This is a genomic window from Streptomyces sp. NPDC056452 (assembly GCF_042796085.1).
GTDB lineage: Bacteria > Actinomycetota > Actinomycetes > Streptomycetales > Streptomycetaceae > Streptomyces.
Genome location: NZ_JBHTRI010000005.1, coordinates 38,322 through 64,334 on the forward strand (window position 1 = coordinate 38,322; position 26,013 = coordinate 64,334).

The window sequence follows — 26,013 nt, forward strand, 5'->3', positions numbered from 1 at the left end:
GCGAGCCTATGGTTCGCCACTGACATCGCTCATCTGGTTTTCCGGACACTCCGCACCCGGTCGGGGCCCGTATCAGCCCCTCATCCCGTCACCCGCAGCAGCAGCACCGACCTCCCCGGCACCGTCAGCTTCGTACCGCCCCGGTGGACCGTGCCCGGGGCCGCGGACTGGTCCTCCAGGGAGGTGTCCAGGAGCAGTTCGTACGACCGGGCCCAGGGCGCTCCCGGCAGATGGAAGTCGCACGGGGTGTGCGCGGCGTGCAGGACCGCCAGGAAGCTGTCGTCGGTGATCTGCTCGCCCCGGGCGTCCCGGCCCGGGATGTCGCGCCCGGAGAGGTAGAGGCCGAGCGTCGCGGCCGGTGCGTACCAGTCCGCCTCCGTCATCTCCGCGCCCTGCTCGGTGAACCACGCCAGGTCCCGCAGCCCGTCCGGGGCCTGGGGGGTCCCGGCGAAGAAGGCGCGGCGGCGCAGTACCGGATGGGCGTGGCGCAGGGCCAGCACCCGGGTGGTCAGCTCGGTCAGCTCCCGCCACTCCGGCCGGTCGAGGAGCGACCAGTCCAGCCAGCCGGTCTCGTTGTCCTGGCAGTACGCGTTGTTGTTGCCGCCCTGGGTGCGGCCCATCTCGTCGCCCGCCACCAGCATCGGCACACCGGTCGACAGGAGCAGCGTGGTGAGCAGGTTGCGCAGCTGGCGGCGGCGCAGGGCGTTGATGCCGGGGTCGTCGCTCTCGCCCTCCGTGCCGCAGTTCCAGGCGCGGTTGTCGTTCGTGCCGTCGCGGTTGCCCTCGCCGTTGGCCTCGTTGTGCTTGTGCTCGTAGGTGACCAGGTCGCGCAGGGTGAAACCGTCGTGGGCGGTGACGAAGTTGACGGAGGCGTACGGGCGTCTGCCGCCCCATGCGTACAGATCGCTCGACCCCGTGAGCCGGTAGCCGATGTCCCGTACGTCGGGCAGCGCACCGCGCCAGAAGTCCCGTACGGCGTCGCGGTAGCGGTCGTTCCACTCGGTCCACAGCGGGGGGAAGGCGCCCACCTGGTAGCCGCCGTTGCCGACGTCCCACGGTTCGGCGATCAGCTTGACCCGGCGCAGCACCGGGTCCTGGGCGATCACCGCGAGGAAGGGGGAGAGCATGTCGACGTCGTGCATCGAGCGGGCCAGGGCCGCCGCCAGGTCGAAGCGGAAGCCGTCGACGCCCATCTCCGTCACCCAGTAGCGCAGCGAGTCCGTGATCAGGCGGAGCACCTGCGGCTGCACCACGTGCAGGGTGTTGCCGCAGCCGGTGTAGTCCGCGTAGCGGCGGGCGTCCGGCTGGAGGCGGTAGTAGCCGCGGTTGTCGATGCCGCGCAGGGACAGCATCGGGCCGAGCTCGCCCGCCTCCGCGGTGTGGTTGTAGACCACGTCGAGGATCACCTCGATCCCGGCGTCGTGCAGGGCGCGCACCATCTTCTTGAACTCGCCGACCTGCCCGCCCGTCGTGCCGCTCGCCGCGTAGCCGGCGTGCGGGGCGAAGTAGCCGATCGAGTTGTAGCCCCAGTAGTTGTGCAGCCCGCGCCGCAGGAGATGGTCCTCGTGGGCGAACTGGTGGACGGGGAGCAGCTCCACGGCCGTCACACCGAGCCGCTGGAGGTGGCCCACGGCGGCGGGGTGGGCGAGTCCGGCGTAGGTGCCCCGCAGCTCCGGCGGGATGTCCGGGTGGAGTTTGGTGAAGCCGCGCACGTGCAGTTCGTAGATGACCGAGTCCGCCCACGGGGTCTTCGGCCTGCGGTCCTCCACCCAGTCGTCGTCGTCGTGCACGACGACGCCCTTGGGTACGTACGGCGCCGAGTCGCGGTCGTCGCGCACGGTGTCGGCGACATGCTGCTGCGGCCAGTCCCTCACATGGCCGTACACCTCGGGCGGCAGGGTGAACGAACCGTCCACCGCACGGGCGTACGGGTCGAGGAGCAGTTTCGCCGCGTTCCAGCGGGCGCCGGTCCAGGGGTCCCAGCGGCCGTGCACCCGGTAGCCGTAGCGCTGTCCGGCCCGTACGCCGGGGACGAAACCGTGCCAGATCTCGTGGGTGAGTTCGGTCAGGGGCAGCCGCGTCTCGCGGCCCTGCGCATCGAAGAGACAGAGCTCGACGGCCTCCGCCCCGCCGGCCCAGAGGGCGAAGTTGGTGCCCGCAACACCGTCCGGTCCGACCCGGAACCGGGCTCCGAGCGGCATCGGGGTACCCGGCCATACGGGTGGTCCGGCCGGCTCCTTCCGTACGGCCGGTCCGCGCTCCACCACCCTCCCGATCGTCGGTGACGCTTCCTCCTGCTCGGCTGTGCTCGACACCTCTCGGCCTCCCGCGGCTCGTCGGAGGCGGCACCGCAGACAGGGCGCACGGCGTCCCGGCCGCGGCCCTCCCGGTGTGGTCCTCCCCCTCTGTTCTGCCCACGGCGGGGCCCGCACTCACGTTTCCCCCGGCCTCCCCTTGTCGTTGGGTTGACGTGAACCACGTAGCGAAGAGAGCAAGGGCGGGTTCGGCCGCCGTGCTGACATGGGCAGGACTGCTCACCGTGCTGGCCGTACTGACCGGCTGCACAGGGGGAGCGTCGTTCTTCGGCGGGGACAACCGATCCCCCGATGACGTCATCCGGATCGTCCCCAAGGACGGCTCCGAGAACGTCGGAGCCAGGAGCCGGATCGAGGTGACCGTCCCCGACGGGCACCTCGAACGGGTCAAGGTGACTCGGATTCAGGACGCGGAACGCGAGGAGGTGGAGGGCCGGATGGGGAATGACGGCCGGTCATGGGAGCCCCGGGACGACGGGTACCGGCTCGGGCTCGCGGGGAAGTACAGCATCGAGGCTGTCGCCGTCGACGACGAGGGCCGCCGCTCGGCCCGTAACACCACCTTCACGACCCTCGTGCCCAAGGACCGCTTCATCGGCTACTTCAAGCCGGAGAACCGGTCCACCGTGGGCACCGGAATGATCGTCTCCTTCGACTTCAACCGGCCGGTCAAGCACCGTGCCGCGGTGGAGAAGGCCATCAGGATCACCGCGGAGCCCGAGACCGAGGTGGTCGGCCACTGGTTCGGGAACGACCGTCTCGACTTCCGCCCGGCCACGTACTGGAAGCCCGGCACCCAGGTCACCGTCGATGTGGGGCTGCGCGATGTCAAGGGTGCGCCCGGGGTGTACGGAAGCCAGCAGAAGAAGATCACCTTCCGGGTCGGCCGGTCGCAGACGTCCGTGGTCGACGCCCGGGCCCACACCATGGAGGTACGCAGCGAAGGCGAGCTCGTCAGTACGGTGCCCATCACCGCTGGAGCCGAGAAGACGACCACGTACAACGGGAAGATGGTGGTCTCCGAGCTGCACGAGATGACCCGGATGGACAGCCGCACCGTCGGGTTCGGCGGTGAGTACGACATCAAGGACGTGCCGCACGCCATCCGGCTGACCAAGTCGGGGACCTTCCTGCACGGCAACTACTGGGAATCTCCCGACATCTTCGGCTCCGACAACACCAGTCACGGCTGTATCGGCCTGCGTGATGTGAAGGGCGGCAGCTCGGACACCCCGGCCGGATGGTTCTTCGAGCGGACGCTCGTGGGCGATGTGGTCGAGGTGATCAACTCCACCGACACGACGGTCGCCCCGGACAACGGGCTCGGCGGGTGGAACCTCGGATGGGACCGGTGGAAGGCCGGTTCGGCACTGCGCTGATCCCCGGTCCGACCTGCGCAGGTCCCGGAGACACGGTCTCCGGGACCACCGGGGGGAGGGGCCCTGTGACTTGGGACGGAACGGTGACATTCCGGGGGAGTTCTCCCGGCGCCCGGTGTGATTATCTTGCGCCGAGCGTGCATGTACAGCGCGCGGGGGTGCGGGCCATGGCGGGGCCAGGCCGTGCGAGGGGAGACGACCACATTGAACGGGCAGCCGATATCGGGGGCATCGGCCGGGGCGAGCAGAGGACGGCGTGGGCGCAGGACCCCCGGACTTCTCGCACTGGTACTGGGTGCGCTGCTGTTGCTGGTGACGGCATGCGGCGGGGGCGGCAACGCCGACGGGGCGAAGGACGGCAAGGGAGCGGGCGCGAAGGTCGACGACACCAGCGCCTCGCAGGCGGTGGTGACCATCGCACCCAAGGACGGCGCCGATGACGTGGCGACGAGCGGGGCGCTGAAGGTCTCGGCCGCCCAGGGCAAGCTGAGCACGGTCAAGGTCGCCGACCCCAAGGGCAACGCGGTCGAGGGCAAGATATCCGCCGACGGCCTCAGCTGGGTGCCCGACCGGCACCTGGCCGCGGCGACCAAGTACACCGTGCACGCGGTCGCCAAGGACACGAAGGGCCGTCAGTCGGCGAAGGACACCACCTTCACGACGCTCGTCCCGCAGAACACCTTCATCGGGCAGTACACGCCCGAGGACGGCTCGACCGTCGGTGTCGGCATGCCGGTGTCGATCCACTTCACCCGGGGCATCACCGACCCGGACGCCGTGGAGAGGGCGATCAAGGTGACGGCGGAGCCCGCCGTGCCGATCGAGCCCCACTGGTTCGGCAACGACCGCCTCGACTTCCGCCCGGAGCAGTACTGGGCCGCGGGCACCAAGGTGACGCTGCGCCTCGACCTCGACGGCGTCGAGGGACGCCCGGGGGTCTACGGCAAGCAGGCCAAGACCGTGAAGTTCACCATCGGCCGCAGCCAGGTCTCCACCGTCGACGCGAGCTCCCACCGGATGAAGGTGGTCCGCGACGGCAAGCAGATCAAGGACATCCCGATCTCCGCGGGCGCCCCGTCGACGACCACGTACAACGGGGAGATGGTCATCAGCGAGAAGCTCAAGGTGACCCGGATGAACGGTGACACCGTCGGCTTCGGCGGCGAGTACGACATCAAGGACGTGCCCCACGCGATGCGGCTGTCCACATCGGGCACCTTCATCCACGGCAACTACTGGGGCGCGTCGAGCATCTTCGGCTCGACCAACACCAGCCACGGCTGTGTCGGTCTGCGCGACGTTCGCGGCGCCTGGGACGGCAAGACCCCGGCCGCCTGGTTCTTCGACAACTCACTGATCGGTGACGTGGTGGTCGTGAAGAACTCCAAGGACAAGGTGATCCAGCCGGACAACGGCCTCAACGGCTGGAACATGGACTGGTCGGAGTGGACCGCTTAGGTCCTTCCGCCTCCCCTGTCGTGGGACGGGCCCGGTGCTGTGACCAACAGCACCGGGCCCGTCGGCGTTAGTCGTGGTTAACCTGCCTTCCATGACCGTAACCCTCGAAGTAAGCGACAACGTCGGCACGATCCGGCTGGACCGCCCGCCGATGAACGCTCTGGACGTCGCCACCCAGGACCGGCTGCGCGAGCTGGCCGAGGAGGCGACCCGGCGCGACGACGTGCGTGCCGTGATCCTCTACGGCGGCGAGAAGGTGTTCGCGGCGGGCGCGGACATCAAGGAGATGCAGGCGATGGACCACACGGCGATGATCGTGCGCTCCAAGGCCCTGCAGGACTCGTTCACCGCCGTGGCGCGGATCCCCAAGCCCGTCGTCGCGGCCGTCACCGGCTACGCGCTGGGCGGCGGCTGCGAACTGGCGCTCTGCGCCGACTTCAGGATCGCCGCGGACAACGCCAAGCTCGGCCAGCCGGAGATCCTGCTCGGGCTCATCCCGGGTGCCGGCGGCACCCAGCGGCTCGCCCGGCTGGTCGGTCCGTCCAGGGCCAAGGACCTGATCTTCACGGGCCGGCACGTGAAGGCCGAGGAGGCCCTGAGGATCGGCCTGGTGGACCGCGTGGTGCCCGCGGCCGAGGTGTACGAGCAGGCGCACGCCTGGGCGGCCCGGCTGGCGCAGGGGCCCGCGCTGGCACTGCGCGCCGCGAAGGAGTCCGTGGACGCGGGCCTGGAGACGGACATCGACACCGGGCTCACGATCGAGCGGAACTGGTTCGCCGGTCTGTTCGCCACCGAGGACCGGGAGCGCGGTATGCGCAGCTTTGTGGAGGAGGGTCCCGGCAAGGCCAAGTTCCTCTGATCGGACGCCAGTTGGGTACAGAGGGACGTGTGTTCATCCGTGCGGGCGGATTAGCTGGACCTTAAGGCAACCTTAAGGTCCGGTGTGCGTCCCCTCTGTGCAATTACCCGCCGAAGGTGCGTCGGCGCAGTTCACCATGGCTGCCAGGGGTGACGTTCTGCCCCTGGCATATGTCAAATCACCCTCTCGGAATGGTGGATTCCGGTGAGGGGATTCCGCAGGAACGGTCACAGAGGGCGTTCTGTGCGGCCATGATGGTGGGCATGGCGGGCCTGGAGGGTGTGGAACAGCCGCGACCGCGCAGCAGCGCAACCGCGGCACGCTGGATGCCGGCCGTCGATGACGAACAGGCGTTCAAAGCGCTGGAGTTGTTCGGAAATCCGACGGAGGACGAAGTCCGGCTGCCCTCGCGCCCCGAGTCCGCGGCCACCGCCCGCCGGCTCACCTCGTGCGTGATGCTCCGTCAGTGGGCGCTGCCCCCGCAGACCTCGGAACATGCCGTACTGCTCGTCTCCGAGCTCGTCGGCAACGCCGTGCGGCACACCGGGGCGAGGGTCTTCGGGCTGCGGATGCTGCGCCGGCGGGGCTGGATCCGGATCGAGGTGCGTGACCCCTCGCGCGGGCTGCCGTGCCTGATGCCCGTCAGGGAGATGGATGTCAGCGGGCGGGGGCTCTTCCTCGTCGACAAGCTGTCCGACCGCTGGGGCGTGGATCTCCTGCCCCGCGGGAAGACCACCTGGTTCGAGATGCGCACCTCCGACCGCTGAGGCGACTTCGGGGGCCGGTGATGATGCGTCCGGTCGGCCCGGATGTACAGAAGCCCCCGGTCGGCCGTGGTACGGCGCGTCGGGGGCTTCTGTGGGGGCCGCGGAATGGGGGGTGTGTCCACGGCCGCTCTCGGGACCTGGCTCGGGTCGGAGGAGGTCGTGTCATCGACTATGGCAGACGGGCGACCCTGCCGCCAAAACGGTAAACCGGGCAAATCGTGTCGAATAGTCATATTAAGCTTCTGAATCACAGGTGTGATGAGTCACTGGCCTGGCTTTCTTTGCATGAATATGAGTTTCGGCGGGTGATTCATTGATCATCTCCGAAAAGCGTCAATCATCACATTTCGCCCATCTCGCCCTACTGTGTCTCGGGTCTCGGGGAATCAGCACCCGAACCGAACCCCGCGAGGTGGACGGCCATGAACGGTCGCAGGACACCGGTTCCCCGCCGCACCGCCCTGCGCGCGACAGCGGGCGCCCTCCTGGCCGGCGCCGGAGCCGCAGGCTGTGCGCGGGACGACACCGCCACCCACGCCCCGCAGAAGGGCCGCGAGCCCCAGCAGTCCCGCGGCGCCGTCGGCCCCGCTCCCGCCCCGCACCGTTTCCCCGGCCGGCCGGTCCAGATCGAGCACGGCCCCCGCGACCGGAACCGCGTCGCCCTCACCTTCCACGGCCAGGGTGACCCCGTCCTCGCGCGCACCGTCCTCGCCGAGGCCGAACGGGCCGGAGCCCGGCTCACCGTCCTGGCCGTCGGGAGCTGGCTCGACGAACACCCCGGGATGGCCCGCCGGATTCTCGACGGCGGCCACGACCTCGGCAACCACACCCAGCGCCACCTCGACATCAACGCGATGGGCGAAGCAGAGGCGTACGCCGAGATCACCGGCTGCGCGCAGCGGCTGCGCCGCCTCACCGGCTCCATCGGCACCTGGTTCCGCCCGTCGCGCGCCCAGTTCGCCACCCCGCTCGTCCAGGACCTCGCGCGCCGGGCCGGCTACGCACACGTCCTCTCCTACGACGTGGACTCGCTCGACTTCACCTCGCCGGGCGTTGCCGCCGTCACCCGCAAGGTCGCGGGCGAACTCCGCAACGGATCCGTGGTGAGCCTGCACTTCGGCTACCGGGACACCGTCGCCGCACTGCCCCTCCTCCTCACCGAAATCGACCGGCGCCAACTGCGCGCGGTGACCACGACGGAGCTGCTGACCTGATGCTTCCCTCCCTGCGCACCACCACAGCCACGGCCCTGCTCGGGGGCGTACTCGTCGCGGCGCTCGCCGCCTGCCAGGCGCCCGCGGACCACACCCGGCCCTCCCGTACCGAGGCCGCCGCACGACCGGCCGAGCCGGAACGGGCCGCGACCCCGCCGGGACTGCCGGGGATGCCGCCCGTGCTCGACCCCAAGGACGTCTACGCCGCCGACCGCGCGGGAAAACTGTCACCGGCCGTCAAGGGCTTCCCGTCCCGGGTGTACGTGCCCAACACCAACTCCAACACCGTGTCGGTGATCGACCCCGCGACGTACAAGGTCATCGAGACCATCCCCGTCGGTCAGCAGCCCCAGCACGTCGTGCCCTCCTGGGACCTGAAGACGCTCTGGGTCAACAACGACGTGGGCGACAGCCTCACCGCCATCGACCCGGCCACCGGGAAGACCGGTCGCACGCTCGAGGTCTCCGACCCGTACAACCTCTACTTCACCCCGAACGGCAAGTACGCCGTCGTCATGGCCTCGCTCGACCATGAGCTGGTCTTCCGCGACCCGAAGACCATGGACCGGGCCAAGACCGTCCCGGTGAGCTGCTCGGGCGTCAACCACGCGGACTTCTCGGCGGACGGGCGCTACTTCATCGTCTCCTGCGAGTTCTCCGGCGAGCTCCTCAAGGTCGACACGGAGAAGATGGAGGTCGTCGGACAGCAGAAGCTGCCGATGCAGGGCGCCATGCCGCAGGACGTGAAGATCTCCCCGGACGGATCGACCTTCTACATCGCCGACATGATGGCGCACGGCATGTGGGTGCTCGACGGGAAGAAGTTCACCACCCCGAAGCTGCTGCCCACCGGCAAGGGCTGCCACGGGCTCTATGTCAGCCGGGACTCCAAGGAGATGTACATCTCCAACCGGGGCGAGGGCTCCGTCTCCGTTTTCGACTTCGGGAAGAAGGAGCTCACCAAGAAGTGGCAGCTGCCCGACGGCGGCAGCCCGGACATGGGCGGCGTGTCGGCGGACGGCAAGGTGCTCTGGCTGTCCGGGCGTTACGACGCCGAGGTCTATGCGATCGACACCGCCAGCGGCAAGCAGCTCGCCAGGATCCCGGTCGGCAGCGGGCCGCACGGGCTGGCCGTCTATCCGCAGCCGGGCCGCTACTCGCTCGGCCACACCGGCGTCTTCCGCTGACCGCACCGTCCGGCCCGGCACTATCCGGGGATCAGCAGCGCCTCCGAGCCCACCGGCCGGAACCCCGCCGCCTGGAACGTCCGTACGCTGCGCGCGTTGCCCGGCGACTGCTGCGACCACACGAACGGGTCCGGCACCAGCTGCCGGGCCGCCCGCGCCAGCCGCGGCCCGAGCCCCCGGCCGCGTGCCGCCTCGTCCACCTCGATCGCGGTCTCCCAGCGTCCGGCGACCCCTCGGCCCAGCAGCACCACACCGCCGTCCGCGGCCCAGACGCGTACCTCGTCGCGGTACTTCATCGCCCGCGCCACCCGCGGGTGGTCGGGGTCCCGGATCTCCCGCAGGGGCAGGTCCGGGCCGCCCGGCAGCGCGTCGGCGACCGTGAGCAGATCGATGGTGTTCGTCCGGCGCCCCGTGCGCTCCAGCAGCGCGCACAGGAAGTGCGGGTTCATGGTGGCGCCCAGCGCGTCGGAGGGGGTGGCGGCCAGCGTGGACCGTATCCACTGCGGGTCCTCGTCGCTGAACACCACCGAGTGAGCGGTCAGCGCGAGCACACCGGCGTCGCGGACGCTCGGCTGCTCCACGATGGTGGTGGTGCCGTCCGGCGCGGGGAACGTCCCGCGTGCCGCCGCTGCGAGGATCTGGGCAAGTGTGTCGGCCATGCCTCCATGATCACCGACCGGCCGCCGCACCGGGCCGGATTTCCGCCCGATAATCTGACCACGTCAGCAACGCTTTACGAAGGGGCGGGACAGTGGCGGACATCGAGTCGGCGCGCAAGGCATTCCAGCAGTTCGACCAGAACGGCGACGGCCTGATCACGGCGGCCGAGTACAAGAGCGCCATGGCGCAGCTCGGCGACCCGTTCGTCACCGAGACGGTGGCGCAGGCGATCATCAACGCGCACGACGCGAACGGTGACGGGCAGCTCACGTTCGAGGAGTTCTGGGCCGTTCAGAACAAGGGCTGAGTGCAGTGGGCCCCCGGCCGGTGGCGCGGGGGCCGACTCGTCTGCGGAGCCGGACGGATCTGGCCGATTGTGGCCGGTGCGACCGGCAGTGAGGTGATCGTCCCCGCTCGGCCGCGTCCTGTCCCGGGACGGCGGAAGGCGACCCGATCACGGCCGCCGCGGCCCGAGGCCCCCGCAGCCGGGATCCCCGGGCCCTGTCGCGGCGCGTGCGCCGTCAGGCGGCGAAGTACTGGGACAGCGTCTCGCGCCGGTCGACCTCGACCAGATCAGGACGCGTATAGCGCTCCGCGCGCGCGTGGTAGTCGAAGTCACCGCGGACCAGACCGCGATAGTCCCGCGCACAGCGCTCCAGAGCCGCGCGCGTCTGTCCGTCGATACCCGCGGCCTCTATTTCCTCGGCCAGTTCCTTTTCGGCCCGCTGAACCCGCTCGGCGATGCGTGCCAGTTGAATTCCGGCCTCGTCCACAGCCTCCTGAAGAGTGGACCTCCGGTCCCGCTGAATGAGGCGGACCGCATTGTGCTCGTAACCGAGAACTGCTTCCTTCTCGAAGGAGCAGATGTCGTTGCACAGACCCGAGTGGTCGGTCACCGCGTTCCGCAGTGCGATGTACGCGGGAAGGCTGCGGGCCGACTCCGGGAGATCGATTCCCGCGGTGATCTCATGGAGGTCCAGGAAGGGCTGCATGGCAACCGAGTCGCGGCGGTGCTTCACGAAGTCGGCCCGGCTCGGCACCTGTCCGGCGGCGCGTTCGACGGCTTCCGCGTAGTAGGTCCACAGCCAGGACACGGTGTCACGGCGGAACTGCCGGATCCAGACGGGTGACCTGCCCAGGCAGGTCCGCTCGCGCAGGCCGTCCAGTGCGCGCTCCATGGGGCCGTGCGGTTCGGCGCCGTCCAGGACGTCCACCAGCCGGGCGATCGCCTCCTCGCACATGTGCGGGTCGCGTCCGGCCGGTCCGTCGTCGAACTCGTCGTCGACCAGGAACGCCCAGAAGAGCCACTGGCAGAAGAGATCGAGATGCTTCTGCGAGGCCTCCGGGAATATGAGGGATATCCAGAGTTCGGGGCGAGTGCGGAGCATCTTCTTCCGGGCGACCGGAGTCAGGGCGAGGCCGTTCTCGTCCGCCCATTCCCAGGCGGCCTTCTTGGTTTCCTCCACACCTGGGTTACACCCTGCGCTCTGGAACGGCATATGAAACACCGGTAAAACAATCTGGCTCATTGGTGCCCCTCGTCGAGAATGCTGCGAATGAAGGATGGGAGCGGGGATTTCATCGGCGCGACGTACCGGTGCCGGCCCGCCGGAGCGGACGCCTGGCACCCACCAGCTCTGGGCAGAGGGTCACCGTACGAGGTGAGGTGGCCGTCACGGTCCTCCTTCCTCTGCCAGGGGCCTGGACATCGGAGCCGGATCCGCGAGCCGGTGGGGCGACCGCGTCACCATGCGTCACGTCAAGTGAACCCCTTGTGGGCGACAGAGGGAAGCCACTTGTGACCGAAATTGCATGATCGCTGCGAACAGCTGCTCATCTATGAGCACTTAGGGGGCTTCTGGGGTTGGGTGCCGGAGCAGCACCGTCCGGCACCGTCGTAGCCTCTCTTCTCGCTCCGGCTGCCGTTCCCCCCGGACCGTGAAGCCCGCCCGCCCACGACCCTCGGGAGACCCATGCCGCCCCGGACGCACCCCGCTCGGCCGCCCGCCCTGCCCGGCGCACTGCTCCTGGCCACCACCCTGCTCGCCACCGGCGTGAGCGGCTGCTCCGCGCTCTCCCCGTTCAACACCTGTGACGACACGGCGACACGGGTGAAGGCACTGCGAGCCCAGCCGATCCTGGAATCCGTTCCGGAGGGGGCGACCGCCCCCAAGGACTTCGCCTCGGTGCCCGCGGGCTGCATCGACGACAGCGGCGACGCCTGGCTGTACGCCGAACGCGTCTACGCCTTCCCCGGCCCCCGGCAGGAGGTCGTGGACTTCTACCGCGCCACCGCCGGGGCGGACGGCTGGCGCCTGCAGTCCGCACCGTCGGGCCTGAGCGCTCCCGAAACAACGGCGGGACTGTGCTTCACCAGAGGCGGGGACGGCGATTCCCTCCTGCTGACCGTGCAGTTCACCACAGCCCGCCGGCTGAAGATCGAGCACGACTACAAGGCCGGACCGGAGTTCGACTCGGGCTCCGGATTCGAGCTAGAAGTCGGCTCCGAGACGGACGGGGCGAGGACCGGCTGCTTCGACTGACCCACGGGACAGCCCTTAGCACTCGATGATGTTCACGGCGAGCCCGCCGCGTGCCGTCTCCTTGTACTTCACGCTCATGTCCGCGCCCGTCTCCTTCATGGTCTTGATGACCTTGTCGAGGGAGACCTTGTGGCTGCCGTCGCCGCGCAGCGCCATCCTGGCCGCGGTGACGGCCTTCACGGCCGCCATGCCGTTGCGCTCGATGCACGGGATCTGCACGAGGCCGCCCACCGGGTCGCAGGTCAGGCCCAGGTTGTGCTCCATGCCGATCTCGGCGGCGTTCTCCACCTGCTCGGCGGAGCCGCCGAGGACCTCGGCGAGGGCGCCCGCGGCCATCGAGCAGGCGGAGCCGACCTCGCCCTGGCAGCCGACCTCGGCGCCGGAGATGGAGGCGTTCTCCTTGAAGAGCATGCCGATGGCGCCGGCGGCCAGCAGGAAGCGGACGACGCTGTCGTCCTTCTCGGCCTCGGTGCAGCCGCCCGCGGCGAAGTTCATGTAGTAGTGCAGGACGGCGGGGATGATGCCGGCGGCGCCGTTGGTCGGGGCGGTGACGACACGGCCGCCCGCGGCGTTCTCCTCGTTGACGGCCATCGCGTAGAGGGTGATCCACTCCATCGCGTTCGCCTGCGGGTCGCCCTCGGCGCGCAGCTGGCGGGCCGAGTTCGCGGCACGGCGGCGGACCTTCAGACCGCCCGGCAGGATGCCCTCGGTGGCCATGCCGCGCGTGACACAGGCCTGCATGACGCGCCAGATCTCCAGGAGGCCGGTGCGGATCTCGTCCTCGGTGCGCCAGGCCTTCTCGTTCTCCAGCATGAGGGAGGAGATGGACAGGCCCGTCTCGCGGGCGAGCCGCAGCAGCTCGTCACCGGTGCGGAAGGGGTGCTTGAGGACGGTGTCGTCCGGGACGATCGGGTTCTCGCCGGCCACCGCGTCCTCGTCGACGACGAAGCCGCCGCCGACCGAGTAGTACGTCTTCTCCAGGAGGAGGGTGCCCTCGTGGTCGTACGCGAAGATCGTCATCCCGTTGGCGTGGTACGGCAGCGCCTTGCGGCGGTGCAGGACCAGCTGCTCGTCGGTGTCGAAGGGGATCTCGTGCATGCCGAGGAGGCTGATGCGCCCCGTGGAGCGGATCTCCTCGACCCGGCTGTCGGCGCCCTCGACGTCGACGGTGCGGGGGGACTCGCCCTCCAGGCCGAGCAGGACGGCCTTGGGGGTGCCGTGGCCGTGGCCGGTCGCGCCGAGCGAGCCGTACAGCTCCGCCCGTATCGATGCGGTGTGGGCCAGCAGGCCCTCGTTCTTGAGGCGGCGGGCGAACATGCGCGCCGCGCGCATCGGGCCGACCGTGTGGGAGCTGGACGGGCCGATGCCGACCGAGAAGAGGTCGAAGACCGAGATGGCCACGGGAGGACTCCTAAAGGGGTTGGTAGACGCCGTTGTCTGCCGGGTGGTGCGGGCCGGGCCGGTGGGCCCGAAGAGCGCGGGGACAAGGGTGGGGGCACCGTGCTCACTGTTCAGTGTGCGCGGTGCCCCCACCCGACGTGCAAACTGCGGGTGACCTACTTGAGGCCGGGGTACAGCGGGAACTTCTCGGCCAGCGCGATCACGCGGGCCTTCAGGTCGTCGGCGTCGAAGGCCGGCTTCAGCGCGGAGGCGATGATCTCGGCGACCTCGGTGAAGTCCTCGGCCTGGAATCCGCGGGTGGCCAGCGCCGGCGTACCGATCCGCAGGCCCGAGGTGACCATCGGGGGGCGCGGGTCGTTCGGAACGGCGTTCCGGTTGACCGTGATGCCGACCTCGTGGAGGCGGTCCTCGGCCTGCTGGCCGTCCAGCTCGGAGTTGCGCAGGTCCACCAGGACCAGGTGCACGTCCGTGCCGCCGGTCAGGACGGAGACGCCGACCTCGGTGACGTCCGGCTGCACCAGACGCTCGGCGAGGATGCGGGCACCGTCCAGGGTGCGCTGCTGGCGCTCCTTGAACTCCTCGGTCGCCGCGACCTTGAAGGAGACCGCCTTGGCCGCGATCACGTGCTCCAGCGGGCCGCCCTGCTGACCGGGGAAGACCGCCGAGTTGATCTTCTTGGCGAGCTCCTGCGTCGACAGGATGACGCCACCGCGCGGACCGCCGAGGGTCTTGTGCGTGGTGGTCGTGACGACATGGGCGTGCGGCACCGGGTTGGGGTGCAGCCCCGCGGCCACCAGGCCCGCGAAGTGGGCCATGTCGACCATCAGGTACGCGCCGACCTCGTCCGCGATGCGGCGGAACGCGGCGAAGTCGAGCTGACGGGGGTACGCGGACCAGCCGGCCACGATCAGCTTCGGCTTGGACTCCTTGGCGAGGCGCTCGACCTCGGCCATGTCCACGACGCCGGTCTCGTCGACGTGGTACGGGACCACGTTGTAGAGCTTGCCGGAGAAGTTGATCTTCATGCCGTGGGTCAGGTGACCGCCGTGGGCCAGGTTCAGGCCCATGATCGTGTCGCCCGGCTTCAGCAGCGCGAACATCGCGGCGGCGTTCGCCTGCGCACCGGAGTGCGGCTGGACGTTCGCGGCCTCGGCGCCGAACAGCGCCTTGATCCGGTCGATCGCGATCTGCTCGACCACGTCGACGTGCTCGCAGCCGCCGTAGTAGCGGCGGCCGGGGTAGCCCTCGGCGTACTTGTTGGTGAGGACGGAGCCCTGCGCCTCCATGACCGCGACCGGAGCGAAGTTCTCCGAAGCGATCATCTCGAGGGTGGACTGCTGGCGGTGGAGCTCGGCGTCGACAGCGGCGGCGACGTCCGGGTCCAGCTCGTGGAGGGAGGAGTTGAGAAGCGACATCAGGGGGTCCCTTGGGTCTCAGTTGCCGGAGAACTCGGAGTACTCGTCGGCGGAGAGCAGGTCCTTCGGCTCCTCCGCGACGCGTACCTTGAACAGCCAGCCGCCCTCGAAGGGGGCGGAGTTCACCAGCGCCGGGTCGTCCACGACGTCCTGGTTGGCATCGGTGACCTCGCCGGTCACCGGCGAGTACAGGTCGCTGACCGACTTGGTCGACTCGAGCTCACCGCAGGTCTCGCCCGCGGTCACCGTGTCACCGACCTCCGGGAGCTGGGCGTAGACGACGTCGCCGAGGGCGTTGGCCGCGAACTCGGTGATACCGACCGTGGCCACACCGTCCTCGAGGGCCGACAGCCACTCGTGCTCCTTGCTGTACCGCAGCTGCTGGGGGTTGCTCATGACCTGAATTCTCCTGTACGCGGGGGAGTGCTGATGAACGGTGGTCTTACGGTGTGAGACGGGACTACGTCACGTGCGGGACGCCCCGTTGTCACTTCTGACGCTTGTAGAAGGGCAGTGCGACGACCTCGTACGCCTCGTGGGTACCCCGGATGTCTACGCCGACGCCCTCGGTGCCGGGCGCGGCGTGCGCCGCGTCCACGTACGCCATGGCGATCGGCTTGCCCAGCGTCGGCGACGGCGCGCCGGACGTGACCTCGCCGATGACCTTGCCGCCGGACTCGCCCACGGCGACAACGGGGAAGCCGGCGCGCGGCACCCGGCGGCCCTCGGCCACCAGGCCGACGAGCTTGCGGGGCGGGGCGGTCTCGGCACGCTCGGCGGCGGCCAGCAGCGCCTCGCGGCCGACGAAGTCGCCCTCCTTCTCGAACTTTACGACCCGGCCCAGCCCCGCGTCGAACGGGGTCAGCGCGGTGGTCAGCTCGTGCCCGTACAGCGGCATGCCCGCCTCCAGGCGCAGCGTGTCGCGGCAGGAGAGGCCGCACGGGATCAGGCCGTGCGGGGCGCCCGCCTCGGTGAGTGCCTTCCACAGCTGCTCGGCGTGCTCGGGGGCGACGAAGAGCTCGAAGCCGTCCTCGCCGGTGTAGCCGGTACGGGCGATGAGTGCGGGGACACCGGCGACGGTGCCGGGCAGGCCCGCGTAGTACTTCAGCCCGTCCAGGTCCGCGTCCGTGACCGACTTCAGGATGGCGGGGGACTCGGGGCCCTGGACGGCGAGCAGCGCGTAGGCGTCGCGGTCGTCGCGCACCTCGGTGTCGAAGTCCCCGGCGCGCCCGGCGAGCGTGTCGAGCACGAGCTGTGCGTTGCCCGCGTTGGCGACGACCATGTACTCGCTCTCGCCCAAGCGGTAGACGATCAGGTCGTCCAGGATCCCGCCGTCCTCGGCGACGATCATCGTGTAGCGGGCCCGGCCCACGCCGACGGTGGCGATGTTGCCCACGAGCGCGAAGTTCAGGAAGGCCGCGGCCTGCGGTCCGGTGACGGTGATCTCGCCCATGTGCGACAGGTCGAAGAGCCCGGCCCGGGTGCGAACGGCGTTGTGCTCGTCGCGCTCACTGGCGTACCGCAGGGGCATGTCCCAGCCGGCGAAATCGGTCATGGTCGCGCCCAGGGATCGATGCAGCGCATCGAGGGCGGTGAGACGGGAGGCGGGGGCAGTGCTCATGGGCATGGCTCCAGGGCATGACGACAGAGGACGTTCCCTCCCCATCTGTCATCGGAACCTGAGAGGTTCGCCGAGAGCCCCTGAAAGGGTCAGCCCCTACGGGGGTCGGCTTGCACCTTGGGTGGAGCCGCGCGAGCGGCCCGCTTTTCAGATCTGCCTCATCCACGCGGTACGGGGCCTGAGAGATTCAAGGGAGGAACTTGCTCCTTCGGCGCCCGGCGCACACAGTGACCGGGACTCTCCCGCGCGGATTCAAACGGCCGGTATGCAGTTGGCGGGGTCATCATCGCACGCATTGCGCCAGAGTGGGGCGACCGGATCCGCGCAGGCACCCGGGGCCGTTCGGGTGCCGACACGTGCGACCGGAACCAGTTGTGCCGCATTACCTTTTCTTTACACTTCTTGGGCAGGTCAGGTGTGGGTGACTCGGCAGGGGGAGGGCGATGACGTTGCAGCCGTACGCGACGACCGCAGGGGCAGCACGCGGTGCGATGCCCGCGCAGCAGGGTGCCCGCACTCGGGAGCTCCTGGGTACGCACGCTCCGGTGGTGCGGGATCTGCGGGGCAGGAAGGGACTCGGCGCGCGGAGCCTGGACTTCGTGGCGGGCGATGTGGTGGTGGTCTCCGGACTGCCCGGCAGCGGGAAGTCGACGCTGATCCGGCGCGCGGTGCAGGAGCACGCCATCGACTCCCAGGACACCAGGGACCGCTGGGCGGGCTCCCTGCCCGCCTTACTCCCCTACGCCCTCTACCGGCCGCTGGTCCGCGCCGCGCACTACCTCGGGCTGTGGCGGGCGCTGCGCTCCGGCGGATCCGTCGTCGTGCACGACTGCGGAACCCAGGCCTGGGTGCGGCGCTGGTTGGCCCGCGAGGCCGGGCGCCGGGGGCGCACACTGCACCTCGTGCTGCTCGACGTCACCCCTCATGTGGCCAGGGCGGGCCAGCGGGAGCGCGGACGGGGTGTCTCCGGATACGCCTTCGCCCGGCACCGCGGTGCGGTCGGACGCCTGCTGCGCGACACGGAGAGCGGACTGCTGCCGCCCGGTTGCGCGTCCGCGGTGCTGCTCGACCGGGAGGCCGCCACGGCGATCGAACGGATTTCGTTCGCAAACGCATAGACCGGTGAGCTCCGTCCGGCCGTCCGGAATCTGGACGGTCCGGCGGCCCGGCCTGCACTGTTTCCCGTGTCACTGCCGTCCGGGCGCGGCTCGGACTAAGGTTTCTGCCGCACAGCATGGCGAGAAAGGGACACAGACACCGTGGACATTCCGGCCCAGGCCCCCGTCCATCCGCAGTACGGATGGCCGGCCAACGAGCTCGAGGAAGTGCTCAGCGCTTCCCTCGGCGTGCCCGGAGCCGGCGGCCGCCTGGTCGAGGTGCTCGGCCGCAGCCGCGTCTGGGTGCCCCTGCCGAACGGTGGCGGGCCCGACAGCCCCGACCTCGACCTGCCGACGGTCGACATCGACGGCGCCGCGTACGTACCGGTGTTCAGCTCCGAGGCCCAGTTCCTGCACTGCGTCGGCGCGCATTTCTCGTTCACCGTCGCGCCCGCCCGTGAATTCGCCCGCGGGCTGCCCCCGCAGCTGGGCATCGCCGTCAATCCCGGCGGGGCGGTCGGTGTGCCGCTGCCGCCGCCGGCCGTCGCCGAGCTCTGCCGGGCCGGGCGCACCGCGCTGGACGGGCCCTCCGGCGGGCGGGTCCGGCTCTACGAGCCGGACTGGAAGGAGGACCCCGTCGACTTCCTCGCCGCGGTGGCCGGCGAATTCCAGGACATCGGTGTCGTGAGCACCGCACGCAGGGCGCTGGCCAGCATCGAGGGCGGCGACCCCGTCCTCTTCGTCGGTGTCGAGTTCGCCACCTGGGACGGCGCCGGACAGAGCGCCCCGATGGATGCGCTGGGCCGTGCGCTGGGCCGGGTCCAGCTGCCGTGGCCGGTCAATCTGGTCCTGCTCGACGTGGCCCAGGACCCCGTGGGGGACTGGATGCTGGAGAAGGTACGGCCGTTCTACCGGCGCGAGGGGTACTGAGTCCGCTTCGCCCGTGGCGTCAAGCCGGTGTCAGGGGCGGCGCATAAGCTGGTTTGATGGCGAGGCCGCACCCTTTGTGCCCGGGTGCGGGACAACAGCACCGCGGCACGACGGGGCAGCGGAACGAAGAGGGGCGGGACCCAGGGTGAGTGCGTCAGGCACCGCGGAGGCCGGGCAGGTCGAGCACATGCTGCGGCAAGTGGCCCCCGGGCGCCTCGACGCCTACGAGGCGCTGCTGCAGGCCCTGACCGACGGCCGGGTCTGGATGCTGCTCTGGCACGGCACGGCGGGCTCGCCCGATGCCCAGTACGGCAACATGGAGATCGACGGCATGGGCTACGCCCCCTGCGTGACCTCCGCCCAGGAACTCTCGGCCAGCGGCTGGAACCGGTCCCACGAGCTGGTCACCGGCCGCGAGATCGCCCGGTCCCTCTTCCCCGACCGCTGGGGTATCTGGCTCAACCCGCACGCCCCCGGCGGCGGCGTCGGCATCCCCTGGCTGGACCTGCGCCGCATCGCGACAGGCCTCGACCGGATGCCCGCGGGCCCGCTGCAGCTCTCCGAACCCGCCATCGAGATCCCGCAGTTCTACGCCCTTCTGTCGCACAACGCCCACCGCACCCCCGCCGTCCGCGCGCTGCGCCGGGCCTGGGTGCAGCCCGCGCTGGGCGCCCCGTACCTCGCGATCGGGCTCGATCTCTACGACACGGGCCGGCCCTCCGTCGACGCGGTCCGCGCGATGATGCAGCAGTCGATCGGAGTGGTCCCCGACGGACTGCCCGTCTCGACGGTGTCCATGTCCGACGAGTACGACCCCGTCGCCATGTGGCTGCGTGCCAACTCCCGTCCGTTCTACGACCGCGAGGCGCACGCCCCGGCGGGCCCGCCGCCCGCTGCCGCGCCGGGGTACGGCTACCCGCCCTCGCACCTTCGCTGAACCCGCCCCGATGTCGAACCGGTTAACAAGCGCGGGCAGGATGTCCCGTATCTGGTCGGTTTGTTGAGTGTCCGGGTCTCAGGTAGGTATCACCGCTATGCGGACTGTTCTCCGGGCTGCTTCGCGAATGTAGTGTTCGGGCGAATCAATACCTCTCCACACACTGCTGACCTGGGGTGGACCCACATGCGAATATTCAAGTCCCGAACTGTTCGGGTGATCACGGCGGCTGTCGCCGTCGGCCTGATCGCCACGGGCTGCTCCAGCGAGCGGGACAACGATGCCAAGGACGGAGCGAAGGACACCTTCGTCTTCGCAGGTGCGGGCGACCCCGGGTCCCTGGACCCGGCGCTGGCCAGCGACGGTGAGACCTTCCGTGTCACGCGTCAGGCCTTCGAGGCCCTGCTCGAGCACGAGCCCGGCGGTTCCAAGCTCGTCGGCGGACTCGCCGAGAAGTGGGAGAGCGACCCCGCCGGCAAGGTGTGGACGTTCAACCTCCGTAAGAACGTGAAGTTCCACGACGGCGAGGAGTTCAACGCCGCCGCGGTCTGCGCGAACTACGACCACTGGTTCAACTGGGCGGGTACGTACCAGTCCAGCGCGGTCTCGTACTACTGGCAGTCCATCATGGGCGGCTTCGCGAAGAACGAGGACCCCGAGGCGCCGAAGGCGAACTACAAGTCCTGCACCGCGAAGGACGCCAACACGGCGGTCATCGAGGTCAACGAGCCCTCGGCGAACCTGCCCGGCGGCTTCTCCCTGCAGGCCCTGGCGATCCACTCGCCGAAGGCCCTCAAGGAGTACGAGAAGCAGGACGCGACCGCCAAGGGCGACGCGATCACGTACCCCAAGTACAGCCAGGAGGCCGGCACGGTCGCCGGCACCGGCCCGTACAAGATCACCAAGTGGAACAAGAGCAACAAGGAAGTCAGCCTCGCGCGCTTCGACGACTACTGGGGCGCCAAGGCCAAGGTGAAGAACCTGGTCTTCCGCACGATCGACACCGAGGAGGGCCGCCGCCAGGCGCTCCAGGCCGGTGACATCGACGGCTACGACCTGGTCGCACCCGCGGACATCAAGACGCTGGAGTCCGAGGGCTACGAGGTCCCGACCCGTGACGTCTTCAACCTCTTCTACGTGGGCATGACCCAGTCGAAGAACCCGGCGCTGAAGAAGCCCGAGGTCCGGCAGGCCATCGCGCACGCCATCGACCGCGAGAACATCGTCAAGACCCAGCTGCCCGAGGGCGGCAAGGTCGCCACGCAGTTCATGCCCGACACGGTCGCCGGCTTCTCGGACAAGGTGAAGCAGTACCCCTTCGACACGAACAAGTCGAAGCAGCTTCTGAAGGCCGCCGGTGAGAGCAAGCTCTCGCTCGAGTTCTGCTACCCGACCGAGGTCACCCGCCCCTACATGCCTGCCCCGCAGGACATGTTCGAGCTGATGAAGGCCGACCTCGAGAAGGCCGGCATCACGGTCGTCCCGAAGGCCATGAAGTGGGCCCCGGACTACCTGGACGCCACCGAGGCCGGCTCCTGCGCCCTGCACATGCTGGGCTGGACCGGTGACTTCAACGACGGCTTCAACTTCATCGGTACCTGGTTCGCCGGCGCCGACAAGCAGTGGGGCTTCAAGGACGACAAGGTCTTCGACTCGGTGAACGCCGCTTCGAAGGTCGTCGACCCCGCCGGACGCGTCGAGGCCTACAAGAAGGCCAACGAGACCATCATGGAGTACCTGCCGGGTCTCCCGATCTCGTCCTCGCCGCCCGCGATCGCTTTCGCCAAGAACGTCAACCCGCCGAAGGTCTCCCCGCTGACGCAGGAGAACTTCGCCGAGGTCTCCTTCAAGTAACCGCACATCAGTGGGCTCGCCCGGCCACCCCTTCCCGGTGGCCGGGCGAGCCCACTTTTCGACACGTCAGAAAGGGGCACGCGGGGTGCTGCGACTCGTCGTACGAAGACTGCTACAGCTCATACCCACCCTGCTCGGCCTGTCGGTTCTGCTCTTCCTGTGGCTGAACCGGCTGCCCGGCGGACCCGCCTCAGCGATCCTGGGCGAGCGGGCGACCGAAGCCGAAGTGGCGCGCATCAACCGGGTGCTGGGGCTCGACGAACCCGTCTACGTCCAGTACTGGCGCTTCCTCAAGCGCATCTTCGAACTGGATCTCGGCACGTCCACCCAGACAGGCCAGCCGGTGTGGGACGAGTTCGTCCTGCGCTTCCCGGCCACCGTGGAGCTCAGCGTCGCCGCGATCGTCATCGCGGTCCTGATCGGCATCCCGATGGGCTACCTCGCCGCCCGCCACCGCGGTGGCTGGCTCGACGTCGCCTCGGTGTCCGGGTCGCTGATCGGCATCTGCATCCCCGTGTTCTTCCTCGCGCTGATACTCAAGGGCATCCTCGCCGTCCAGCTGCACATCTTCCCGAGCTACGGACGGCTCTCCACCGGTCTCGACGCCACGAACATCACGGGATTCGCCACCCTGGACGGCCTGCTGACCGGGGAGCTCGACGCGACCTGGGACGCGATCATGCACCTGGTGCTGCCCGCGATCGCCCTCGCGACCATTCCGCTCGCCGTGATCGTGCGCATGACCCGGGCGAGCGTCCTGGAGGTCCTCGGCGAGGACTACATCCGCACCGCCGAGTCCAAGGGCCTGGAGAAGCGGGTCGTTCGCGGCCGTCACGTGCTGCGCAACGCGCTGCTCCCCGTGGTCACCGCGGTGGGCCTGCTGACCGGAAGCCTGCTGTCGGGCGCGGTGCTGACCGAGTCGGTCTTCTCCTTCGGAGGTATCGGCTCCTTCATCCGTACCTCGATCGACGCCCGCGACTACCCGGTGCTGGTCGGGTTCATCCTCTTCATCGCGATGGTGTACGTCCTCATCAACCTGCTGGTCGACCTCGCGTACAGCATCATCGACCCGAGAGTGCGGGTGCACTGACGTGACGACATTGACCAACAGGGCCGACAAGATCGACCGGCTCGCCGAACTGACCCAGCAGACCGAGTCGACCTCGGGCGCGAGCCTGTGGCGCGAGGCCCTGCGGCGGCTCAGGGGCAGCAAGATGGCCATCATCGGCGCGGTCGTCATCGGCGTGTTCGTGGTGCTCGCGATCGTGGGACCGTGGATCGCCCCCTACAGCCCCACCGCCCAGACCTGGCGCGGCGAAGTCTTCACCAACCAGGGCAAGTTCGTCGGCATGCGCGGCGAGAACTGGTTCGGCCTCGACCACCTCGGCCGCGACCTCTTCTCCCGCATGCTCGTCGGTGCACGCCAGACCCTGCTCGTGGGTGTGGTCTCGATGCTCATCGGCCTGGTCATCGGCGCGATCGTCGGTGTGCTGTCCGGTGCCGCCGCGACCCTCGGCGGCAAGGTCGGTCAGCGGATCGACACCGTGATCATGCGTATCACCGACCTCATGCTGTCGCTGCCGTCACTGCTCCTGGCGGTCTCCATCGCCGCCGTGATGGGCCAGTCCCTGACCACCGTGATGATCGCCGTCGGCGTCGTCCAGATCCCCGTCTTCGCCCGTCTGCTGCGCGGCTCGATGCTCGCCCAGGGCGGTGCGGACTACGTACTGGCGGCCAAGGCGCTCGGCATCCGGAAGAAGCGGATCGTCCTCACGCAGATCCTGCCCAACTCGCTGAGCCCGGTGATCGTCCAGGCGACGCTCAGCCTCGCCACCGCGATCATCGAAGCCGCGGCCCTGTCCTATCTCGGCCTCGGCAACCCCGACCCGGCGATCCCGGAATGGGGCGTCATGCTCTCCCAGGCGCAGCGGTTCTTCGACAACGAGCCGATGATGGCCGCCTATCCGGCCGTCGGGATCATCATCACCGCACTGGGCTTCACCCTGCTCGGCGAGGCCATGCGCGAAGCCCTCGACCCGAAGCTGCGAGGCTGATCTCCCATGGCACTGCTCAATGTTGACCAGCTCAGCGTCACCTTCGGCGGACGCGGCCGCAAGGACTCCGTCGCGGTCGACGGTGTCTCCTTCACCGTGGACCAGGGCGAGGTCGTCGGCCTGGTGGGCGAGTCCGGCTGCGGCAAGTCCGTGACCTCGCTCGCCCTGATGGGCCTGCTGCCCGACAAGGGCGTGAAGGTCGGCGGACGCGTGGAGTTCGACGGCCAGGACCTGCTGACCATGAGCCGGCGCAAGCTCCGCGACATGCGCGGCAGTCAGCTCGCGATGATCTTCCAGGACCCGCTGTCCTCGCTGAACCCGGTGATCCCCATCGGCATCCAGGTGACCGAGATCCTCCAGCGGCACCGCGGCCTGAAGGGGGAGGCCGCCCGCAAGGAGGCCGCCCACCTGCTGGACCGGGTCGGTATCCCGGACCCGCGCCGGCGCCTGAAGGAGTACCCGCACCAGCTGTCCGGCGGTATGCGGCAGCGTGCGCTCATCGCCATGGCGGTGGCCTGCGCACCCCGGCTGCTCATCGCCGACGAGCCGACCACCGCGCTCGATGTGACCATCCAGGCCCAGATCCTGGAACTCCTCAAGGAACTGGTCGACCAGGAGGGCACCGCCCTGCTGATGATCACCCACGACCTCGGGGTCGTCGCCGGCATCTGCGACCAGGTCAACGTCCTGTACGCGGGACGGGCGGTGGAGTCCGCGGACCGGCGTGAGCTGTTCGCCGCACCCACGCACCCGTACGCCCACGGGCTGCTCGGGTCCATCCCGCGTCTGGACGCACCGCGCGGGGAGCCGCTCCACCCGATCCGCGGATCGATCAACGACAAGATCGCCTGGGCCGACGGCTGCGCCTTCGCGCCCCGCTGCGATTTCTACACGATGGAGTGCCTCACGGGCACTCCCGAACTGACCGAACCACGCACGGCCGGACACCAGGTGCGCTGTGTCAACCCGGTCCTGCCCAAGGCGGAGGTTTCGGCATGAGCCTGCTCGAACTCGACGATGTGAAGGTCCACTTCCCCGTCAAGAAGGGTGTCTTCTTCGACCGTACGGTCGGACACGTGTACGCCGTGGACGGCATCTCGCTGAGCGTCGAGGCCGGACAGACGTACGGGCTCGTGGGCGAGTCGGGCTGCGGCAAGACGACCCTGGGCCGGGCCGTGCTGCGGCTCGTGGACATCACCTCCGGTGAGGTCGTCTTCGACGGCACCGACCTGGCCAAGCTGCCGGACGAGGAGATGCGCCGGTACCGCCGCAGGCTCCAGATGGTCTTCCAGGACCCGCTCGGCAGCCTCAACCCGCGGCAGAACATCGAGTCGATCCTGTCCGAGGGCATGGCGGCCCACGGGATCGGCACCGACCGGGCGGACCGCCGGGAGAAGATCAAGGCGATCCTCGCCAAGGTCGGACTGCCCGCGAACTCGCTCTCCCGCTACCCGCACGAGTTCTCCGGCGGCCAGCGCCAGCGCATCGGTATCGCCCGCGCCCTGGTGCTCGAGCCGGACGTGATCATCTGCGACGAGCCGGTCTCGGCGCTCGACGTGTCGATCCAGGCGCAGGTCATCAACCTGCTGGAGGAGCTGCAGCAGTCGCTGGGGCTCACCTACCTCGTCATCGCCCACGACCTCGCCGTCGTCCGGCACATCTCCGACGTCATCGGGGTCATGTACCTGGGCTCCCTGGTGGAGGAGGCGCCGAGCGACGCGCTGTACGCCGGGCCGAAGCACCCGTACACCCGGGCGCTCATGTCCGCCGTGCCGGTGCCCGACCCCGAGGTCGAGGACCGGCGGGAGCGGATCCTGCTCCAGGGCGACCTGCCCTCGCCGGCCAACCCGCCGGCGGGCTGCCGGTTCCACACCCGCTGCCCGTGGGTGCAGGACAAGTGCGCGCTCGAGCGTCCGGTCCTGACGGACCTCGGTGACGGGCACAAGGTGGCCTGCCACTTCGCGGCCGAGATCGAGGACGGGACGATCGGGCTGACCCGGGCCACGGGTATCGAGGCGGTCGTGGGAACACTCACCGAGGAGGGGGTCGCCGACAAGGTGCCCGCTGTGAAGGTGCCCGCGCAGAAGGCCCCCGCCGAGTCGGTCGCCGTGGCGCCGGTGGCCGAGAAGTCTGCCGAAGCCGAAGCCGACGCCGAACCGGAGAAGGTGTCCGGGGAGGCATCCGCGCCCGAGGCCGAGGCAGCCGACACCGCCGATGCCGAGGTCGAGGCGGCAGACACCGCCGACGCCCCGGACGAGCCGGCAGACGCGGCCGCACCCGTGGCCGAGGCCGGTGCCGAAGGGAAGGCCGGCCCCGCCTGAC

23 protein-coding genes and 1 riboswitch are annotated in these 26,013 nt (G+C 69.5%); of the genes, 16 read left to right on the plus strand and 7 right to left on the minus strand.

Annotation, left to right across the window (positions count from 1 at the left end):
* Nucleotides 1–80 precede the first annotated feature (80 nt).
* The gene (gene glgX / locus ACFQ6X_RS06655; protein ID WP_383177457.1) at nt 81–2,201 is read right to left on the minus strand and encodes a glycogen debranching protein GlgX; all 2,121 of its coding nucleotides are present in this window, start codon (nt 2,199–2,201) and stop codon (nt 81–83) included.
* Nucleotides 2,202–2,470: 269 nt separating this feature from the next.
* Here glgX and ACFQ6X_RS06660 point away from each other — a divergent pair, with 269 nt between their 5' ends.
* The 6 genes from ACFQ6X_RS06660 to ACFQ6X_RS06685 all read left to right on the plus strand — a co-directional run bounded on the left by ACFQ6X_RS06660 (nt 2,471) and on the right by ACFQ6X_RS06685 (nt 9,179).
* Complete coding sequence (locus ACFQ6X_RS06660; RefSeq protein ID WP_383176940.1) at nt 2,471–3,694, plus strand: Ig-like domain-containing protein; 1,224 nt, start codon at nt 2,471–2,473, stop codon at nt 3,692–3,694.
* Nucleotides 3,695–3,898: 204 nt separating this feature from the next.
* Nucleotides 3,899–5,152, plus strand: a complete 1,254-nt coding sequence (locus ACFQ6X_RS06665) for an Ig-like domain-containing protein (protein WP_383176943.1) — start codon at nt 3,899–3,901, stop codon at nt 5,150–5,152.
* 91 nt (nt 5,153–5,243) lie between these two features.
* Nucleotides 5,244–6,011 carry an enoyl-CoA hydratase-related protein gene (locus tag ACFQ6X_RS06670; RefSeq protein ID WP_351168796.1) on the plus strand — a complete coding sequence of 256 codons (768 nt, stop codon included), beginning with the start codon at nt 5,244–5,246 and terminating at the stop codon, nt 6,009–6,011.
* Nucleotides 6,012–6,262: 251 nt separating this feature from the next.
* Complete coding sequence (locus tag ACFQ6X_RS06675) at nt 6,263–6,778, plus strand: ATP-binding protein (protein WP_329215042.1); 516 nt, start codon at nt 6,263–6,265, stop codon at nt 6,776–6,778.
* Between the two features lie 422 nt (nt 6,779–7,200).
* Complete coding sequence (locus ACFQ6X_RS06680) at nt 7,201–7,992, plus strand: polysaccharide deacetylase family protein (RefSeq protein ID WP_383176946.1); 792 nt, start codon at nt 7,201–7,203, stop codon at nt 7,990–7,992.
* A complete protein-coding gene (locus tag ACFQ6X_RS06685; RefSeq protein WP_383176949.1) occupies nt 7,992–9,179 on the plus strand; it encodes a hypothetical protein in 1,188 nt (395 codons plus the stop codon). Before ACFQ6X_RS06680 ends, ACFQ6X_RS06685 begins: the two co-directional genes overlap by 1 nt.
* Nucleotides 9,180–9,199: 20 nt before the next feature.
* Here ACFQ6X_RS06685 and ACFQ6X_RS06690 read toward each other — a convergent pair whose 3' ends face one another.
* Entirely contained in the window at nt 9,200–9,838 is a 639-nt protein-coding gene (locus tag ACFQ6X_RS06690; RefSeq protein ID WP_383176952.1) for a GNAT family N-acetyltransferase, read from the minus strand.
* Nucleotides 9,839–9,930: 92 nt separating this feature from the next.
* Here ACFQ6X_RS06690 and ACFQ6X_RS06695 point away from each other — a divergent pair, with 92 nt between their 5' ends.
* A complete protein-coding gene (locus tag ACFQ6X_RS06695; RefSeq protein ID WP_383176955.1) occupies nt 9,931–10,146 on the plus strand; it encodes an EF-hand domain-containing protein in 216 nt (71 codons plus the stop codon).
* Nucleotides 10,147–10,360: 214 nt separating this feature from the next.
* On the opposite strand, the gene ACFQ6X_RS06700 is transcribed toward ACFQ6X_RS06695, so the two are convergent.
* Nucleotides 10,361–11,338, minus strand: a complete 978-nt coding sequence (locus ACFQ6X_RS06700; protein WP_383177461.1) for a terpene synthase family protein — start codon at nt 11,336–11,338, stop codon at nt 10,361–10,363.
* Nucleotides 11,339–11,812: 474 nt separating this feature from the next.
* Between ACFQ6X_RS06700 and ACFQ6X_RS06705 the strand changes: the two genes are divergently transcribed.
* Nucleotides 11,813–12,382, plus strand: coding sequence for a hypothetical protein (locus ACFQ6X_RS06705; protein WP_383176958.1), 570 nt, complete (start codon nt 11,813–11,815; stop codon nt 12,380–12,382).
* Nucleotides 12,383–12,397: 15 nt separating this feature from the next.
* Here the strand turns inward: ACFQ6X_RS06705 and ACFQ6X_RS06710 are convergent, their stop codons facing one another.
* The 4 genes from ACFQ6X_RS06710 to gcvT form a co-directional block, all read right to left on the minus strand.
* A complete protein-coding gene (locus tag ACFQ6X_RS06710; protein ID WP_383176961.1) occupies nt 12,398–13,783 on the minus strand; it encodes an L-serine ammonia-lyase in 1,386 nt (461 codons plus the stop codon).
* A gap of 155 nt (nt 13,784–13,938) precedes the next feature.
* Nucleotides 13,939–15,198, minus strand: a complete 1,260-nt coding sequence (gene glyA, locus ACFQ6X_RS06715) for a serine hydroxymethyltransferase (RefSeq protein WP_383176964.1) — start codon at nt 15,196–15,198, stop codon at nt 13,939–13,941.
* Nucleotides 15,199–15,216: 18 nt separating this feature from the next.
* Nucleotides 15,217–15,594 (minus strand): glycine cleavage system protein GcvH, encoded by a 378-nt coding sequence (gene gcvH / locus ACFQ6X_RS06720; protein ID WP_329207182.1) that lies wholly within the window; start codon nt 15,592–15,594, stop codon nt 15,217–15,219.
* A gap of 91 nt (nt 15,595–15,685) precedes the next feature.
* Nucleotides 15,686–16,819 carry a glycine cleavage system aminomethyltransferase GcvT gene (gene gcvT, locus ACFQ6X_RS06725; RefSeq protein WP_383176967.1) on the minus strand — a complete coding sequence of 378 codons (1,134 nt, stop codon included), beginning with the start codon at nt 16,817–16,819 and terminating at the stop codon, nt 15,686–15,688.
* 157 nt (nt 16,820–16,976) lie between these two features.
* Nucleotides 16,977–17,074, minus strand: a riboswitch (glycine riboswitch).
* Between the two features lie 188 nt (nt 17,075–17,262).
* Between gcvT and ACFQ6X_RS06730 the strand changes: the two genes are divergently transcribed.
* The 8 genes from ACFQ6X_RS06730 to ACFQ6X_RS06765 all read left to right on the plus strand — a co-directional run bounded on the left by ACFQ6X_RS06730 (nt 17,263) and on the right by ACFQ6X_RS06765 (nt 26,012).
* Complete coding sequence (locus ACFQ6X_RS06730; RefSeq protein WP_383176970.1) at nt 17,263–17,937, plus strand: AAA family ATPase; 675 nt, start codon at nt 17,263–17,265, stop codon at nt 17,935–17,937.
* A gap of 141 nt (nt 17,938–18,078) precedes the next feature.
* Complete coding sequence (locus tag ACFQ6X_RS06735) at nt 18,079–18,846, plus strand: enhanced serine sensitivity protein SseB (RefSeq protein ID WP_383176973.1); 768 nt, start codon at nt 18,079–18,081, stop codon at nt 18,844–18,846.
* A gap of 145 nt (nt 18,847–18,991) precedes the next feature.
* Entirely contained in the window at nt 18,992–19,783 is a 792-nt protein-coding gene (locus tag ACFQ6X_RS06740) for an enhanced serine sensitivity protein SseB C-terminal domain-containing protein (RefSeq protein ID WP_383176976.1), read from the plus strand.
* A gap of 186 nt (nt 19,784–19,969) precedes the next feature.
* Nucleotides 19,970–21,637: an ABC transporter substrate-binding protein gene (locus ACFQ6X_RS06745; RefSeq protein ID WP_383176979.1), complete on the plus strand. Its 1,668-nt coding sequence runs from the start codon at nt 19,970–19,972 to the stop codon at nt 21,635–21,637.
* An 85-nt stretch (nt 21,638–21,722) separates the two neighbouring features.
* Nucleotides 21,723–22,727, plus strand: a complete 1,005-nt coding sequence (locus ACFQ6X_RS06750; protein ID WP_329207172.1) for an ABC transporter permease — start codon at nt 21,723–21,725, stop codon at nt 22,725–22,727.
* A gap of 1 nt (nt 22,728) precedes the next feature.
* Nucleotides 22,729–23,691, plus strand: coding sequence for an ABC transporter permease (locus ACFQ6X_RS06755; RefSeq protein WP_383176983.1), 963 nt, complete (start codon nt 22,729–22,731; stop codon nt 23,689–23,691).
* A 6-nt stretch (nt 23,692–23,697) separates the two neighbouring features.
* A complete protein-coding gene (locus tag ACFQ6X_RS06760; RefSeq protein ID WP_383176986.1) occupies nt 23,698–24,690 on the plus strand; it encodes an ABC transporter ATP-binding protein in 993 nt (330 codons plus the stop codon).
* Nucleotides 24,687–26,012, plus strand: a complete 1,326-nt coding sequence (locus ACFQ6X_RS06765) for an ABC transporter ATP-binding protein (RefSeq protein WP_383176989.1) — start codon at nt 24,687–24,689, stop codon at nt 26,010–26,012. Before ACFQ6X_RS06760 ends, ACFQ6X_RS06765 begins: the two co-directional genes overlap by 4 nt.
* The last annotated feature ends 1 nt before the right edge of the window (nt 26,013 follow it).